General features: G+C 57.6%; 14 protein-coding genes and 2 tRNA genes. 7 read left to right on the top strand and 9 right to left on the bottom strand.

The genetic code is table 11. From position 1 onward, the window contains the following. Nucleotides 1-27 precede the first annotated feature (27 nt). On the bottom strand, nucleotides 28-495 hold the full coding sequence (locus DHN55_RS17135; RefSeq protein WP_337660456.1) for a tetratricopeptide repeat protein: 468 nt from the start codon (nucleotides 493-495) through the stop codon (nucleotides 28-30). 173 nt (nucleotides 496-668) lie between these two features. Here DHN55_RS17135 and DHN55_RS17130 point away from each other — a divergent pair, with 173 nt between their 5' ends. Beyond that, a complete protein-coding gene (locus DHN55_RS17130; RefSeq protein WP_108882732.1) occupies nucleotides 669-1,049 on the top strand; it encodes a VOC family protein in 381 nt (126 codons plus the stop codon). Nucleotides 1,050-1,457: 408 nt separating this feature from the next. On the opposite strand, the gene DHN55_RS17125 is transcribed toward DHN55_RS17130, so the two are convergent. The 4 genes from DHN55_RS17125 to DHN55_RS17110 form a co-directional block, all read right to left on the bottom strand. Then, on the bottom strand, nucleotides 1,458-1,670 hold the full coding sequence (locus DHN55_RS17125) for a hypothetical protein (RefSeq protein ID WP_108882731.1): 213 nt from the start codon (nucleotides 1,668-1,670) through the stop codon (nucleotides 1,458-1,460). Between the two features lie 258 nt (nucleotides 1,671-1,928). Continuing rightward, a tRNA-Ser gene (locus tag DHN55_RS17120) sits at nucleotides 1,929-2,019 on the bottom strand. 235 nt (nucleotides 2,020-2,254) lie between these two features. Further along, a complete protein-coding gene (locus DHN55_RS17115; protein WP_108882730.1) occupies nucleotides 2,255-3,082 on the bottom strand; it encodes an MBL fold metallo-hydrolase in 828 nt (275 codons plus the stop codon). A gap of 33 nt (nucleotides 3,083-3,115) precedes the next feature. Then, nucleotides 3,116-4,291, bottom strand: coding sequence for an aminotransferase (locus DHN55_RS17110; RefSeq protein ID WP_108882729.1), 1,176 nt, complete (start codon nucleotides 4,289-4,291; stop codon nucleotides 3,116-3,118). 88 nt (nucleotides 4,292-4,379) lie between these two features. Here DHN55_RS17110 and DHN55_RS17105 point away from each other — a divergent pair, with 88 nt between their 5' ends. Both DHN55_RS17105 and DHN55_RS17100 read left to right on the top strand, forming a co-directional pair. Then, complete coding sequence (locus DHN55_RS17105; RefSeq protein ID WP_108882728.1) at nucleotides 4,380-5,135, top strand: Card1-like endonuclease domain-containing protein; 756 nt, start codon at nucleotides 4,380-4,382, stop codon at nucleotides 5,133-5,135. Between the two features lie 65 nt (nucleotides 5,136-5,200). Beyond that, nucleotides 5,201-6,172 (top strand): NADPH:quinone reductase, encoded by a 972-nt coding sequence (locus tag DHN55_RS17100; RefSeq protein WP_108882727.1) that lies wholly within the window; start codon nucleotides 5,201-5,203, stop codon nucleotides 6,170-6,172. A 624-nt stretch (nucleotides 6,173-6,796) separates the two neighbouring features. Here the strand turns inward: DHN55_RS17100 and DHN55_RS17095 are convergent. Both DHN55_RS17095 and DHN55_RS17090 read right to left on the bottom strand, forming a co-directional pair. Continuing rightward, nucleotides 6,797-7,570: a S1 family peptidase gene (locus tag DHN55_RS17095; RefSeq protein WP_337660455.1), complete on the bottom strand. Its 774-nt coding sequence runs from the start codon at nucleotides 7,568-7,570 to the stop codon at nucleotides 6,797-6,799. A 316-nt stretch (nucleotides 7,571-7,886) separates the two neighbouring features. Further along, nucleotides 7,887-7,960 (bottom strand) — tRNA-Cys (locus DHN55_RS17090). Nucleotides 7,961-8,195: 235 nt separating this feature from the next. On the opposite strand from DHN55_RS17090, the gene DHN55_RS17085 reads away from it, so the two are divergent. The 4 genes from DHN55_RS17085 to DHN55_RS17070 all read left to right on the top strand — a co-directional run bounded on the left by DHN55_RS17085 (nucleotide 8,196) and on the right by DHN55_RS17070 (nucleotide 14,548). Then, nucleotides 8,196-8,867 carry a methyltransferase domain-containing protein gene (locus DHN55_RS17085; RefSeq protein WP_108882725.1) on the top strand — a complete coding sequence of 224 codons (672 nt, stop codon included), beginning with the start codon at nucleotides 8,196-8,198 and terminating at the stop codon, nucleotides 8,865-8,867. A 241-nt stretch (nucleotides 8,868-9,108) separates the two neighbouring features. Then, on the top strand, nucleotides 9,109-10,500 hold the full coding sequence (locus tag DHN55_RS17080) for a TolC family outer membrane protein (protein WP_337660454.1): 1,392 nt from the start codon (nucleotides 9,109-9,111) through the stop codon (nucleotides 10,498-10,500). A gap of 170 nt (nucleotides 10,501-10,670) precedes the next feature. Then, nucleotides 10,671-11,711 carry a DUF2497 domain-containing protein gene (locus tag DHN55_RS17075; protein WP_108882723.1) on the top strand — a complete coding sequence of 347 codons (1,041 nt, stop codon included), beginning with the start codon at nucleotides 10,671-10,673 and terminating at the stop codon, nucleotides 11,709-11,711. Nucleotides 11,712-11,821: 110 nt separating this feature from the next. Beyond that, nucleotides 11,822-14,548 carry a valine--tRNA ligase gene (locus tag DHN55_RS17070; RefSeq protein ID WP_108882722.1) on the top strand — a complete coding sequence of 909 codons (2,727 nt, stop codon included), beginning with the start codon at nucleotides 11,822-11,824 and terminating at the stop codon, nucleotides 14,546-14,548. A gap of 23 nt (nucleotides 14,549-14,571) precedes the next feature. Here the strand turns inward: DHN55_RS17070 and DHN55_RS17065 are convergent, their stop codons facing one another. Together DHN55_RS17065 and DHN55_RS17060 are read right to left on the bottom strand one after the other, a co-directional pair. Then, nucleotides 14,572-15,729 (bottom strand): AAA family ATPase, encoded by a 1,158-nt coding sequence (locus DHN55_RS17065; RefSeq protein WP_108882721.1) that lies wholly within the window; start codon nucleotides 15,727-15,729, stop codon nucleotides 14,572-14,574. Between the two features lie 36 nt (nucleotides 15,730-15,765). Beyond that, nucleotides 15,766-16,140, bottom strand: coding sequence for a YkgJ family cysteine cluster protein (locus tag DHN55_RS17060; protein ID WP_108882720.1), 375 nt, complete (start codon nucleotides 16,138-16,140; stop codon nucleotides 15,766-15,768). Nucleotide 16,141 lies beyond the last annotated feature (1 nt).

Here is a 16,141-nt window from a genome sequence, read left to right as displayed (position 1 = left end):
CTGGAAAACAACCTGGCGTGCGCCGAGCTACTCCAGCGCTGGTTTTCGCGCCGGGGTTGCGCGTTGGGCTTCGGCAATCTGTTCGGGGGTCATTTTTGACAGCAGGTACTCGAAACGGAACTTTGCCTCATAGCCGCCGTTGGCCGCTGCAAGGCTCAGCCATATGTGTGCTTTGACAAAATCAACGGAAACTCCCTTGCCATTGGCATAGGCGTCGCCGAGATATATCTGCGCTCTGACGTTTCCCTGGGCTGCCGATTTCTCGAACCAGTACAGAGCCTGGACGAAATTGTGAAGTTCAAGATACTTCATGCCGACAACAAGCTGGGAGGCGGCGTCGCCCTTCTGGGCCCGCTTGAAGCGCTGCGAAATGTCGACCGGGTTGTCTTGCTGGGTTGTTGACTGCAGCAGGTATGGAGGCTGTGCCCGATCTGCGGCACCGGTTGCCACTGTCAGTGGTATCGCCATGAGCGAGGCTATGATGGCACTGGTCACGGCATCCTTCCTCCTGTGCTGGGAAAATGATGCACAACACCGGTGAGGCGGTCAAGCGGGCAGGAGTGTGTCGACCGGACGACGGCGAACTACAATGAACAATCGCTAATTATGCAAACAGCAGCCGGTATTGTAGAGGATAGCGAATTGCCTGAACCGAGCGGAGAGCGTGTATGCAACGCAGTTTCACAAATGTGCTGAGTGAAGATGTGAGCAAGACGGCAGCGTTCTATGAGAACCTGCTTGGCATGACACGACACTTCGAATCCGACTGGTTCGTGATCCTGACGCATGAAGACATCCAAGGCCTCGAGTTCGGCATTCTGCAGCGTGACCATGCGATTGTGCCGGCGGACATCCGGGCGGCGCCTGCCGGTGTTATCGTCACGTTCGTGGTCGCTGACTGTGATGAAGTGTATCGCAAGGCTGTTGCCGCCAAAGCCCCGATCATCGAACCGCCTGCGGATATGCCGTACGGCCAGCGGCGCATGTTGCTGCGTGATCCCGATGGCACGGTCCTCGATGTGAGCGCACCGACTGCGCCGATTGCGTGAAGGGCCGGACACACCGGCGCGAGGTTGCCTGAGAGGCATTTTGCATGGCAGCTTCCGCTGATGCATTTGGGCAGCTTTTTGACGAGATTGTGCGGTTTTTGGTGTGGCTGACTGCCGGAGCAGGTCGTGCCGCCATATTTGACGGTCACTTTAACTTCCAATGATTGTTGAGTCGTAACAGACCGCATTCCGGATCCGCTAGGGCATTGGGGTAAGAGCTGGCGCCAAAGTTGCGGCGATAATGTGTTGGTGAAACGGTTGGTTCTGCCATAATTCGCCTTCACCGGGAGGTGCCCGTTGTGTTCGAAGCGTTCTCATTCACCGGGACCGGTTGCAGGTCATTCGGTTGGAAAACCGCTATCCAGTGCGCACACATCGGGGTATTCGCAGACAGGGCAGCCTTGTGATTCAATCAGGTTCGTCATTCGTAGCGGCCTGTTGCTTCTTCACGCGTGCGCCGATAGTGGCTCCTATGGCCAACCCTATTGCCAACCCCAGACCCAGACCCGTGCCGACATTACCGAAGGCCGCGCCAAACACCGTGCCGAAACAGGTGCCCAGCGCAAGGCCGAGCCCGGTGTAATGTTTAACCGGGTCATCTGTCTTGATCGGGCTGGCCATGTTGCTCCTCCGGTCTTTTGCTGATGTCTGGAATGCCGGATTGCCGTTAAGTCGCCTCAAGGCGAGGTGTTCCGAGTGCTGACTACCTAGCAACTCATTGCAGCAACAATACGCATATTCAACGATGGCTCTGCAGCGACCACCTGCCAGCGAACACTCCCAGGCGTATCGTTTCCGCAACCGGTCATGTGCTGATTTCGGGATGAAGATACAAGAGCAAGCGGGCTGCTTCAAACAATTGATATCTTGTCGGGGAACTGGCGGAGACGGAGGGATTCGAACCCTCGATACGCTTTTGACGTATACTCCCTTAGCAGGGGAGCGCCTTCGACCACTCGGCCACGTCTCCTAAGTCCTAAGACCGGTGTATTCCCTATGGTTTAAAGGATGGTTAGTCAATGCGCGAATGTTCCTAAAGTGCACTAGAATGCAGGCTTATGCACTAGTATGTGGTGCGCAATTGGCGGCACCTGTTCCAGCAATTAGACGGTTTGTAAAAATTGTTGGCCGGAGGGTCAGTCGGCATACTCGTTAGGGATTCGTACCGGGAACGGTCGCGAACACCTGCTAGTTTGCGAACGGTGTCAGTCCAGTTTGATGATCTGGCCATCGCGGGCAGCGCTTGCGCCGGCGAATATCTTGTGCGCCATGGCCTCGATTGCCTCCAGCTGGTTGTCGGTGCGTTCCGGCGCGTGGTGGAACAGCAACAGCTGCTTGACGCCGGCCTTCTGGGCGAACTCACAGCCCTTGCGCCAGGTGGAATGGCCAAAACCCTTCTTCTTGGAAGGGTATTCGTCATCGGTGTACATGGCGTCGTAGATCAGGACGTCGGCACCGGTGGCGAACTGCGTAAGGCGGGCATCGACCTCGTCATTGCCGTGCTCATGGTCGGACCAGTACACGAACGACTGCTTGCCGTCGGTGACGCGCCAGGCGAAGCAGCCGCCGGGGTGATTGGTTGCGCAGGACACGGCCGTGATGCCGTTGCCCAGGTCAATCTCGGCGCCTTCCTTGACATCATAGAAATTCATGTTGGCCTGCATGATGTCGAGCGATACCGGCAAATAGGGTTCGCGCATGAAGTCGGAAATGATGTCATGGGTGCACGGGTTGCAATTGGTATGACCGGACCAGAGATGTAATTGCATGTCGGCCTTGTAGACCGGATAGAAGAACGGCAGGCCCATAATGTGATCGTAGTGGCCGTGTGACAACAGGAGGTGGGCGGTACGGGTGCCGCGTTTGAGAAGTTCGGTTCCCAGCTCGCGAATGCCGGAGCCAGCATCGATGATCACAACGTTGCCGTTGATATTGATCTCTATGCATGCGGTGGAACCGCCGAACTTGAGATGATCGGGGCTGGAGACAGGTATGGAACCTCTACAGCCCCAGATCTTGATTTCAAAACTCATCCGCAACCCACTCGTCTTGAATTGGCAGTCGATTTACGCCTGCGGTTGATAGTGGCCCAGCCGCTGCGCAGCGTCTTCCATCAAACTTACATCTACATTTGCAAAAGCGAGCCTCAAATAGCCGTCCTGTTCTGGCCCGAACATTGATCCCGGTAGTGTAAGCACACCGTAATGTTGTGCAAGTCCCATCGCAACAACCCGTGCACTATGGTTTACATGAGGGTGGGCCAGATAGGCAAAGAATGCGCCGGAGCTGACAATCCGGTAGTCAGAGGCGTGTTTCGCGAATGCTGCTTTCATGGCCTCCAGCCGATCTGCCATCAACAGGCGTTTTTGCTGTTTCCAGCCGTCCAGATTCTGCAACCCGTAAAGGGCCGCTTTTTGACCGGTGTGGGGTGCGCAAATTGCGACGCAGTCGATGATTTTTTCGACCGCCTCGATCATGTGCGGGCCGGCAATCAATGAACCGACGCGTGCGCCTGTCAGCGCGTAAACCTTGGAGAATGAATAGAGCTGAACAAAAGTCTCACCCCAGTTGTCACGGGCAAACAGATTGTGCGGCGGCGATGCGGGATCAAGGAAATCCTTGTATGTCTCGTCGAGTAGCAGTGCAATCTTCAATTCCTGGCAGGTATCAAAGAATGCATCAAGCAAGTGAGATGGATAGACAGCACCCGTTGGATTGTTGGGGCTGATCAGCACGACGGCGCGGGTACGCTCGTCACACACTGATGCCAGATCCTGTGGGCGGGGCAGGGCATCGGTTTCATGAATGGCGGCAATGGCGCGCACCTCAATGCCCTGCATCTCCAGCCACATCTGATTGTTGAAGTACCACGGCGCTGCCAGAATGATGTTGTCGCCGGGCTTGGCCAGCGCCATTACGGCAGCGCAAAAGGCCTGGTTGCAACCAGCGGTAATGGCAACGTCTGCCTGGTTCACTGTGCCGCGATAGGCGGAACTCATATGTGCGGCCAGCGCCTCGCGCAGTTCGGGTATGCCCAATATATCGGTATAGAGATTCGCGCTGCCGTCCCTCATGCACCGGGCCACATGGTCTGCAAGCTCCGGTGCAGGCAGGTAACTTGGAACCGCCTGGGACAGATTGATTGCAGGCAAGTTGGAGGAATTTCCCTCCAGCCAGCCGGCGGATTCGGCTATGGGTGGTGCCGAAACTTTTCCGACAAACGGATTAAGAAGATAAGTCATTGGTGGCTGGTTGCTATGGCGGTCGGAGAATGAAGTGATTATGATTTAGTGAAACAAGTCCAGGGAACAATAGTTGTTACAGCCTGATATGCAAACGATAGAAAACATACTGACCGGCCGGTCTGCCTTCCTGAAAGGCTCGGGCGGTGACAAAAATGCGGCGGAAAACCGCCGTGCCTTGACGATGGCGATCCAGCAGAACTATCCGGCCTTCGAAATGCTGCGCGACAAATTGATGGGAACTGGTAGCCCGAAAATTACGGCGCAGGCAGAAGAAGAACGTGGGGCGACGTCTGCGGCGGACACTGAGCTGCTGTTCGACCACCTCCGGCAACACGAACTGCTGAAGCTGGATAAGGGCGAGGTAACCCTCAACAGCGTTGATGCGCGCCGGTTCATGACCGGAGGATGGCTGGAGGAGCTTGCCTGGCTTGCCGTCATGGAGGCAGGTGCCCACGAAGCACATTATTCGCAACTGGTTGGCTGGGACGTGGAAGGCTACACCGGGGAGAACGAGATTGACGTGATCTTCCGGCGTGACGACAAACTGGGTTTCGTGTCGTGCAAGGCACTGCGCTCCAGCCTGCAGTCCAGCGACCGCAAGCATCGCGCGCGGATGATGGATGCCGTGCACGAAGCCGACAACCTGGCCGATCATTTTGGCCAGCCGGGTGAACGTGTCGGCGTGTTGGTGACCACAGACCTGTTTGACGAAGAACGTGGTGAAGCACGTTACCAGGCCCTGATGGGCAAAGCCGCTGTGCTCGATGTACGCGTGATCCCACTGGAGGATATTCGCTGGGACAAGCTGGTAGGGGTCATGGAATACCTGATGGACCACTGACAAATCACCGACATATCAAACCGGCAGCCAATTCAAACGCGACAGCATAAAACACAGGGAAAACAATGAAAGCGATCAAGTTTCACCAACCGGGTGGCCCGGAAGTCATGCAGTACGAGGAGTTCAACCTGGAGGCGCCGGAGGCCGGCAACGTCAGGTTGCGCCATACCGCGATCGGATTGAACTACATTGATACCTACCATCGCTCAGGTGCCTATCCGGTGCCGTTGCCAAGTGGTGTCGGGCTGGAAGCGGCCGGTGTCGTCGAGGCTGTCGGAGCAGGTGTAACCCACCTGAAAGAAGGTGATCGCGTTGCTTACGGGGCAGGGCCCATCGGTGCCTATTCGCAGGCGCGCAACATGCCGGCCAACAGGGTCTCGGTACTGCCTGACACGATATCGGACGAGACCGCGGCAGCCATGATGCTGAAGGGCATGACGGCGAGATACCTCCTGCGTGAAACCTATGAAGTCAAATCCGGGGACACGATCCTGTGGCATGCGGTAGCCGGTGGCGTCGGCCTGATCGCTGTTCAGTGGGCAAAGCACCTGGGTGCGCGCGTGATCGGCACAACGAGTTCACCGGAAAAGGCAGCCCTGGCAAAATCTTTCGGATGCGATGAGGTTATCAACTACACCGAGGAAAACGTTGCTGAACGGGTCCGCGATCTGACCGACGGCAAGGGTGTGCCGGTAGTCTATGACGGTGTTGGAAAAGACACACTCGAGGCGTCCCTGGACAGTCTCAGTCCCAGGGGGCTCCTTGCCAGCTTCGGGTCTGCGTCAGGTCCGGTTAAGGGGTTTGACACCGGTATTCTCGGCGCCAAAGGCTCGTTGTATCTTACACGCCCCACCCTGATGACCTATGTGGCGGCTGATGAAGACCTGCAGGCCAACGCTGCTGACTTGTTCGATGTTGTAGGGTCCGGTGCGGTCAAGATCGAGATCAACCAGACTTATGAACTGGCGGATGCCGTCAAGGCGCATCAGGATCTGGAAGGGCGTAGAACGACAGGCTCGACTGTGTTTATGCCATAAAGTTATATCGCTCACGCAAGCAGCCTTCGGCTGCGCTCCGCGGGGGCGCACTTCGTGCGGCGCGCAGGCGCGCTTGCCTCAGCACGTTCCGTGCTTCGGTAGGAGTTCATCACGGCGGTTGTTCGGGGTCGGAGAACGGGTTGTTTGATTCCGCTCACGCAAGCAGCCTGACGCCTGCGCTCCGCTAGGGCGCACTTCGTGCGGCGCGCAGGCGCGCTTGCCTCAGCACGTTCCGTGCTTCGGTGGGAGTTCATCACGGCGGTTGTTCGGGGTCGGAGAACGGGTTGTTTGATTCCGCTCACGCAAGCAGCCTTCGGCTGCGCTCCGCTACGGCGCACTTCGTGCGACGGCCGGTCGGCCTTGCCTCGGCACTAACGTGCCTCGGAGGGTGTTCAACACTACGGTTGTTCAGGGTCGGAGAACGGCGCGAAGCACGAAGTGCTGAGTAAAGCTGTTCGACCAGAATGAACTCAACTAGGCCCGATCGGGCCTCGGGCCGGTCAGGCCCGCCCTAGCGGAGCGCAGCCGTCAGGCTGCTTACGTGAGCGATATAAACTAAAGCCAACGACAATTCAGGGTCGGAGAACGGCCTGAGCGAAGCGAAGAAAGCTGTTCGACCAACAACTATGTAGCCGGGCACGACATTGATTGCCGGGACAATTGTTGCCAACTGGCGGTGCACTGGGTGTTGGAGCACAGAAATTGCGCCAGCGCCGGAGTGGAAATCGCATGCGCCAGATTCAACGGGCGGCCATTGGCATCCGACAAGGTGGAAACCAGCATGCCGGTCAGCTGACCCTTGTCGTCGAACAGCGGGCCGCCTGATTCGCCCTTTTTGGTAGCCAGGCGGAGTTCGATGGCATCTGGATAGCCGAAGCCGCTATATTTTACCGCGCGGCCGAAACTCATCGAATTTACCGAACCGATACGGGCGGTATCATTGCGGGCATGCGGTTTGCCGAGCGAGAACACCGGAGCACCGCGTTGCATGCAGTGATTGGCAGACGGTGTCACCGCAGCCGCCTTGAAACCGCGAAGTTTTATCAGGGCCATGTCGTTGTCCGGCTTAACGGCAATCACCTTGCCGGAATAAATACGGCCGTCGGATGCACGGGCATCGACGGAATTTCCCCGTTTTACCGCAACATGGCCGGCAGTCATGATAATGCCGCTCGAGACGACAAAACCGCTGCCGGATGTCAAAGCCTCCGGAGTGCCCGATGCTTTCGAACCGGCGCGTTTCTGCTGTTCATGGACGACCAGAGTGACATAGCTGGGACCCGTTTGCGCCTGCAATTGTTGAATATGGCTGGAAATCACACCGCCGGCAGGTTCAGCTGCTGCATCGACGTCAATCGTGCGGGGTTCAAGCAGCGCCTGATTCGTTTCACCCCCCACACAACCTGCCAACAGCAGCAAGAAAACTAGTATGCCGTCTTGTTTCCGCACAAATGACCCCAACTGGAAATCCAAAAATTCCGAAACCTATCAATACAAGCTTGGCCCGCATCAGGCCAGCCAAATGTCTGCAACAACAGGGCGAATATGTGACTGTTTACGCACTGGCTCAATTGCAGATTGGCTCTCGGCTACGTTTTTTCGAAAGTGTTGCAAAATAGACACACTCACTATCGTCACATTTTGGGCTGTTCCAGATCACGTGGCCCTACGTAAGCCTGCAACCAGGCAAATTGCGAGCCGGAGCTCGCGAATCTGGAGGCCTCGACCAGAATCGAACTGGTGTAAGCGGATTTGCAATCCGATGGATAACCACTCTCCCACGAGGCCTTCGTGGCGGACGTTTCATGTCCGGGCGGCGTCTTATAGACGACACTGCGGCACGTTACAACGCCTGCCTTCAGGCAATGTTGCCGGTTTTTGCAGTCGATAGTGGTGCATCTGACAACAAACAGGCTTGGCGAGACGGCCTGAGTTGGGTATTCAACCACTACGACCGGTTTTTGCAATTGCGCAAAGGTTGGGGATTTGGCGGTTTTCGCCGGTTCAAGGGTCTGGAGCTAGCATGATCGATTACGCCACAGCGCGCGAAAACATGATTGAATCTCAAGTTCGTCCAAACGGCATAACCGATGCCCGTGTGATTGACGCGATGTCGGAAGTCCCGCGGGAAGTGTTCGTGCCGGATGATATCAAGTCCCTGGCCTATATGGATGAAGACGTGCCGCTGAGTGTCGGAAGCGATGGCCGCAAACGACATCTGATGGAACCGATGGCGTTTGCCCGGCTGCTGCAGGCTGCGGCCATCCAGCCGGATGAGTGTGTACTGGATGTGGGGTGTGCAGCTGGATATTCATCGGCTGTGCTGGCCAGGTTGGCCCAACTGGTCGTCGCCGTCGAGGAAGATGCCGACCTTGCCGAAGCGGCAAACCAGAACCTGTTGCGGTTGCAGATAAACAATGTTGCCGTGTTCAGTTCCGCCATGCATGAGGGCCACCGCGCCGAGGCGCCCTATGACGTTATCATAGTAAATGGAAGAGCCGGCCAGGTTCCAGACAGCCTGCTGTCACAACTGGCCGAAGGCGGGCGTCTGGTAGCGGTCGTGGGCGATACCGAAACGGCGCAGGCGCTGGTCTATACCAGGGCCGGGGATGTGACCGCACCGCGGTATGTCTGTGATGCCAGCATTCCAATGTTGCCGGGCTTTGAAAAAGCTGACCCCGGTTTTGTCTTTTAACTGATCCGGACCTGATTTCCCGATTGAGTTGGCGACTGTCGCAGTGTCGACGTTTTTGCTGAATATTCTCAGGCTTGGCGGCCGCAATCGGTTATCCACAAATTGATCCCAATCGAAGAGGTATTTGTGCCGCGTCAGCTTGCGCTGGTACGTCAGATTAGTGTTTCGTTAATTTAGATTAGTGTTTCGTTAACCATGAAACTCCCATAAGATTGGGGGCAGATTCGTCAGGGGCTTGATTGTGAACATTGTAAAACGTCCGAGGCTCAAACTGCATGCCGGCTGGCTTGCCGCTTTGTGTATCGCCGTCACTTCAGTGGTTCATCATTCCGCGCCTGCAAACGCGGAGACCATAGCGTCTGCTTTGTCGAAAGCCTATGTCGGCAATCCGCAACTCAAGGCCGATCAGGCACGCCAGCGGGCGACCGATGAGCAGGTACCCCAGGCCAAGTCGGGATGGCGTCCGACTGTCACGGCGAATTCCGAAGTTTCAAAAGTGTATCAGGACAACTCTGCCAGCGGTAAATCCGACTTCCTGTCCCGCAATTTCCAGATCAACCTGTCGCAACCGGTTTTTGACGGGTTTCGATCTGAAAACGCCTTGCGGGAAGCAGAAGCCACCGTGCTGGCAGGTAACCAGAATCTGCTGGCGGTTGAGCAGGAAGTCCTGCTGAATGGCGCGACTGCATATATGAATGTCATCCGCGACCGCGAGATCGTCAATTACCGGCGCAAGTCGGTTGAAAACTTTGAAGAGCAGCTTCGCGCCGCCAGGGCACGCTTTGATGTCGGTGAGGTTACCCGCACCGATGTGTCGCAGGCGCGCGCACGGGCATCCGAAGCGCGCTCAGACCTGGCCGTTGCAATCGGCAACCTGCAGACATCGGTTGCCAACTATATTCGCGTCATCGGTGACAAACCGCGTCACCTGAAGTTCCCGCGGCTTTCGCCGCGGGTGCCCAGAACGCTGCGCGCCGCAATACTGACGGCGGGAGAAACAAACCCGCAGATTCTGGCTGCAGCGTTTAACGAAGAAGCCGCTGCGGCAAATATCGACGTGCGTAAATCCGATTTGCTGCCCAGGTTGAACTTCGAGGCCCGGTATCAGGTGTCGGGCGACCCGTCAGCAACCATCGGTCGCAGCGAAGAGGGACGGATTCAGGGTACGCTGTCCCTGCCGATCTATCAGTCCGGGTCGGTTTATTCGCGGATCCGTGAAGCCAAGCACACGGCCAGCCAGCGCAAGCTGGAAGTTCTGGACGCCCATCGCCAGGTTCGCGAGCAGGTGGTCAGCGCATGGCACCTGCTGAAAGCTGCAACGGCAACGATTGCCGCTGCGAATGACGCAGTAGCGGCCAACCGGGTAGCGCTGGACGGTGTTCGCCAGGAAGCACAGGTCGGAACCAGAACGACACTCGATGTGCTGGATGCGCAAAATGAACTGGTGAATGCCCAGGTTGCACTGGCAAACGCACGGCGGGACCGGATTGTTGCCGGATACCAGCTTGTTGCGGCGATCGGGCGTATGACGGCCGGCGACCTGAGGTTGTCGGTGAACATTTATGATCCGCGCGGAAACCTTGAAGAGGTTCGTGACAAGGCGTTCGGCGCACGGATCAATACACCCGAGTAAGACGGGTATCAGGGCTGATGCGACATCGATCTGATGATTGTGTCGAAAAGCTGCGCTTATTACGGCAGAATCTGTCGACAAGTTGGTGATTCGCAGGCCTTGGCCTTGTGCAGAAACGCTTACGCGTCAATACTCTTCGATCGTTTTCACAATATTGTTTCAGAAATCGCATGCAGATCATGGGCAAGCAGGACAGCAAACCGCCGGACGGGCATTCTGTCGACCAGCTATTGTCTTCCATCCGGGAGGCGATCGAACAGGATACGGCCAATGAAATGGCTGTTCCCGTCAAATCGCCTTTGAAGCCCATTGGTGCGCCGCGGGCACCACGTCCGGGGCCTGAGCCGAGTGAAGAACAGCAAGCTGTTTCTGCTCCGGTGGCGCCATCTGCTGAGCCGCAGACATCAGAGGGTGACGAAAAGCACGGCCCGGGCTATGTTTCGAACGACCCTTACCGCTATCGTCATTCATTGGAGACTTCACCCAGCTACATGTCTTTACGTAATCGCCTCGCATCATTGAAATCCAGGACCAGGTCCGGCACCAGCCGGTCGATGGCAAGTCTGCTTGGCGGGGATGTTCGCCAGGAGGAAGCCCGTGCGCGTGATCAGCAACAGCAATTGCAATCAAGTGAAGCAAGCGAGGCGACGCCGGAAACGGACGTGGAAACCGGATTGCGTACGAGCATTGGCGACGAGCAGGCCTACGTGGACGAATTCATAACAGGTGACGTGTCGTCGGGAGTTGTTTCCTACACACCCGATTACAGTGATTGGAAGATTGAAAATCCACTGGCCAGTGTTGTCCCGCCGGAAGCTGACGGGGCGCAACAGGACATGGCGGTCCCGCTGGTGTCGACCAGGCAGGTCACCGTCGATGACCTTGTCGAAATTGCGGCCGGCGGAGAGGCTGTAGCTGAGGCCGACGCCGTCGCTGATGAGGTCCCGGAACCTGAGATGTCTTCCGAAGACACTGAGAGCGAGCCGGGATTGCCGCTGGAAGAAATGATCCGTCAGGTCATTGAACCGGAACTGGTCATCTGGATCGACAAGCATCTGCCGGACCAGGTGGCCTCAGCCATGCCGAGTGAAGAAGCTTTCACCGCCATGATACGGCCGATGATAGAACAATGGCTGGCTGACAATCTCAGCCCGATTGTCGAGGTTGCCGTGCGCGAGGAAATTGCCAGGATTACCGGCCTTAAGCGTTGATACCACAGGAAGTGTACAGCTCATTGGCGTGGACCTGTTGCAAGTCTGCGGCGCGTAGTGTTTAACCGCGCTACAAACCGACAATTTTCAGAACAGATTCCAGTATCTCCATGCTCGACAAGCACTTTACACCCGCTGACATTGAAACCCGTCTTTACGAAGCCTGGGAAGCCTCCGGCGTGTTCCGGGCCAACCAGACACCTGAAGGTGATCCGTTCTGCATTGTCATTCCGCCGCCGAATGTCACCGGGTCGTTGCACATGGGCCATGCCCTGAACAATACGGTGCAGGACATTCTGTGCCGCTTTGAGCGTATGCGGGGCCGGGATGTGTTGTGGCAACCGGGACTGGATCATGCCGGCATTGCCACGCAAATGGTTGTCGAGCGCCAGATGATGGAACGCCAGGAACCGGGCCGGCGCGACATCGGCCGTGACGCCTTTCTGGACAAAGTCTGGACATGGAAAGCGGAATCCGGTGGCACCATCATCGGTCAGCTGCGCCGCCTCGGTGCCTCGTGTGACTGGTCGCGCGAACGCTTCACCATGGATGAAGGGCTGTCCAAGGCTGTTCTCAAGGTGTTCGTCCAGCTGTACCGGGAAGGCCTGATCTACAAGGACAAGCGCCTTGTGAACTGGGACCCGAAACTGCTTACCGCCATTTCCGACCTGGAAGTGCAGCAGGTCGAGATGAACGGCAATCTGTGGCACTTCAAGTATCCGATCGAAGGTGAGACAGATCGCTTCATCACCGTCGCCACCACGCGGCCCGAAACCATGCTGGGAGACAGCGGCGTCGCGGTTCACCCGGATGATGAACGCTACAGGGACCTGATCGGCAAGAATGTCGTGCTGCCGCTGGTCGGACGACTGATCCCCATCGTGGCGGACGAATACGCCGATCCGGAAGCTGGCTCCGGCGCAGTAAAAATTACACCGGCACACGACTTCAACGATTTTGAAGTCGGCAAGCGCAATGACCTGGCCAAGATCAATGTCATGGATGTGGCGGCGACCATCGTTCTGGACGGCAATGAGGACTTCCTCGCCGGTGTGCCGGAAACTGACGAACTCAAAGCCACCATTGCCGCACTGCATGGCAGGGATCGGTTTGACGTGCGCAAGCAGGTTGTCGACATGTTTGAGGCGCGCGGTCTTCTGGAGAAGGTCGAGCCGCACACCCACATGGTGCCGCACGGTGACCGGGGCGGCGTGCCGATCGAACCGTTCCTGACCGACCAGTGGTATGTGGATGCAGAAACACTGGCCAAGCCTGCCATTGCGGCGGTGGAGCAGGGCGATACGGTGTTTGTGCCGAAACAATGGGACAAGACCTATTTCGAATGGATGCGCAACATTCAGCCGTGGTGTATTTCCCGCCAGTTGTGGTGGGGCCACCAGATCCCGGCCTGGTACGGCGAAGACGGCACAGTATTCGTTGCCGAAAACGAAGCGCTGGCCGAAGAGCAGGCGGAGTCCCATTACGGCCACCGGGTCAAGCTGGACCGCGATGAGGACGTGCTGGATACCTGGTTCTCGTCCGCTCTGTGGCCGTTCTCGACACTGGGCTGGCCGGACAATACGCATGAGTTGCAGCGGTACTATCCGACAAGCACGCTGGTTACCGGTTTCGACATCATCTTTTTCTGGGTAGCCCGGATGATGATGATGGGGCTGCATTTCATGGAAAAGCCCGACGGATCACCGCAGGTGCCGTTCGATACGGTCTATATTCACGCGCTGGTGCGCGATGAGAAGGGCCAGAAGATGTCGAAGTCGAAGGGCAATGTCATCGATCCTCTGGAGCTGATCGACGAGTACGGGGCCGATGCGCTGCGCTTTACGTTGGCCGCCATGGCTGCACAGGGGCGCGACATCAAGCTGTCGACACAACGGGTTGAAGGCTATCGCAACTTTGGCACCAAGCTTTGGAATGCCGCGCGCTTTGCGGAAATGAATGAGTGTGTTCGCGTGGACGGGTTTGATCCGGCGCAGTGCAAGGTCACGCTCAACCGCTGGATTGCGGGTGAAGCGGCACAGACAAGAGATGCAGTAACCGCCGGTATTGCCGAACATCGCTACAATGAGGCAGCCGGTGCGCTTTACAGTTTCATCTGGCACACCTTCTGCGACTGGTATGTGGAACTGTCCAAGTCGGTCCTGAACGGCGAGGACGAAGCGGCCAAGGCCGAAACCCGTGCGGCAACTGCCTGGGCACTGGACCAGATATTGCTGCTGCTGCATCCGTTCATGCCGTTCATCACTGAAGAGCTGTGGCAGCAGACCGCCGGTGAAACGGCACGTGACAGCATGCTGGTGCAGGCGTCCTGGCCGGACTATGAGGGTTTGCAGGCACCCGATGCATCAGACGAGATTGACTGGGTGGTCCGCCTGATTACCGAAATCCGCTCGGTGCGCTCGGAGATGAATGTGCCTGCCGGTGCGAAAGTGCCATGCGTACTGGCGCATCCGGGTGATCTGTCAAAAACCCGCGCCACTGCATGGATGGCCGAGATATCGAGGCTTGCCCGTCTCGACAGCCTGACATTTGCCGACGATGTTCCGGAAAGCTCCGCCCAGATCGTCCTGGATGAAGCCGTTGTTGCCCTGCCGCTGGCCGGTGTCATCGACTTCAGCGCGGAAAAATCCCGGCTTGAAAAAGAGTTGGAGAAAACCGCCAAGGACATCGCGTCGATCGACGGTCGCCTGAACAATGCCGGCTTCGTCGCCAAGGCCCCGCCTGAAGTGATCGAGGAAACCAAGGGACGCCGCGAAGAGCTGGATGTGAAGGCTGGCCAGGTCAAAGAGGCAATCGCCCGCCTGGCCGCGATGGGGTGAGAGCGGGGGCTTGTGATGCCCCGCTATCTCGCGGGCCAGTTCCATTGAGGTTTTTCAATACCGTCAACGACGGTTTCGCCGAGCTCTTTCTTCAACTCGTAGCTGGCGATGCCTGCCTGACGGTTGAGGGCTTCGACCAGCAGGCCGGCGTGTGAGACCACGATCACCTGGGATGTTTCGGCAGCCTTTGAGATCAACCTGGCGAGCGGGTCGAGCAGGCTCGGGTGCAGGCTGGTCTCAGGCTCGTTCAGGACCAGAAGCGGGGCCGGGCGGGGGGTCAGAAGTGCCACCGTCAGCAGCAGGTAGCGCAGTGTGCCGTCAGACAGTTCCGCAGTGCGCAGTGGCCTGAGCAGGCCCTTTTGATGCATCAGCAGTTCGAACATGCCGTCTGTTACAGCCAGCTCAACGGAGCTGCCGGGAAACGCATCCTCAATAGCATCATCGAGAGCATCGGGGTTGCCGATCTCGCGGATAGTCTGGAAGGCGGCCGCGACATCTGCGCCGGTTGAGGCGAGCGTCGGCGTGCGGGTGCCCAGTTGAGCGCGGCGAGATGGCGCGTCCTGGTCGGTTCGCAGGTGATCGTAGAACCGCCACTGTCGCATGCGCTCCCGGATGGCCAGCAGTTCAGGTGCGCTCTTCGGATCAGCGGCATGGGTCATCATTGAGTCAAAACTGGCGAGGTTGGAAATGACAGGGGTGCGGGCGCCTTTTTCTGACAAGACCTTCACGCCGGGCCCCCGGCGACCGGCTATTTCATTGGAGCGGCGCAAGTGCTCGCCGACCCACAGGGCTTCGGATTTGATCTCCGGATCTGCGTTGAACCTTGAGGTGCCATCCTGCTGCGGCAGGCCCAGATCGATGGCATAGCCATAGTCTTCATCGGCGAACCCCAGCTTGAGACTGACCCTGTCACGCCGCACAGTGCCCTGGACAGGCACCTGTCCTTTCTTCATGGCCCTCGAAACTATTTCAGGCCCCGCCCACAACGTCGACTGCAAGCCGCCCTCGCGCGCCAGCGCACCGATGACGCCGCCCTGCGCGACGTCGGCCAGCAGCCGGATTGACCGGTACAGGCTGGACTTGCCGCTGCCGTTTGCGCCGGTAATCAGCGTCAGCTGTTCCAGGGGCAGCACCAGGTCGCGGATCGAGCGGTAACCCGAAATTGCAAGGGTGAGGATCATGGGTGCCCGTCGTGCGGTTCTGTAAACCCGAAAGACTTAGTCTTCATAATGCCAGGTCGTCGACACATAGTCGTCATCCTTCTGTCCGGCGCGTTCGAATTTCAGAAAATCCCAGTAGCCGCAGCTTTCGCCGGGAAACGTCCGGCAGGTGGAGGGTCTTGCCGGATAGATCGAACAATTGCGTTGATCGGCGTCAAAAAACTGGCATATGCGGGCAAAGTGTTCATCGTCCTTGCGGTTCAGCAGGCGCTTGTAGCCGTGATCTGAGTGAAGGTAACGTTCTTCGGCCTGTTCCAGCGTGATGCCGAAATGCTTCGCAATGCGTTCGGCATCGCGCTTGCTCACGTTGATCACCGGATAGGAACAGCAATAGCCCGGGCATTTGGTACAATCGTATTTCGGCGTGGTCATT

It is taken from the genome of Anderseniella sp. Alg231-50 (assembly GCF_900149695.1).
Taxonomy (GTDB): domain Bacteria; phylum Pseudomonadota; class Alphaproteobacteria; order Rhizobiales; family Aestuariivirgaceae; genus Anderseniella.
This window is presented reverse-complemented; position numbering and strand designations above follow the sequence as displayed.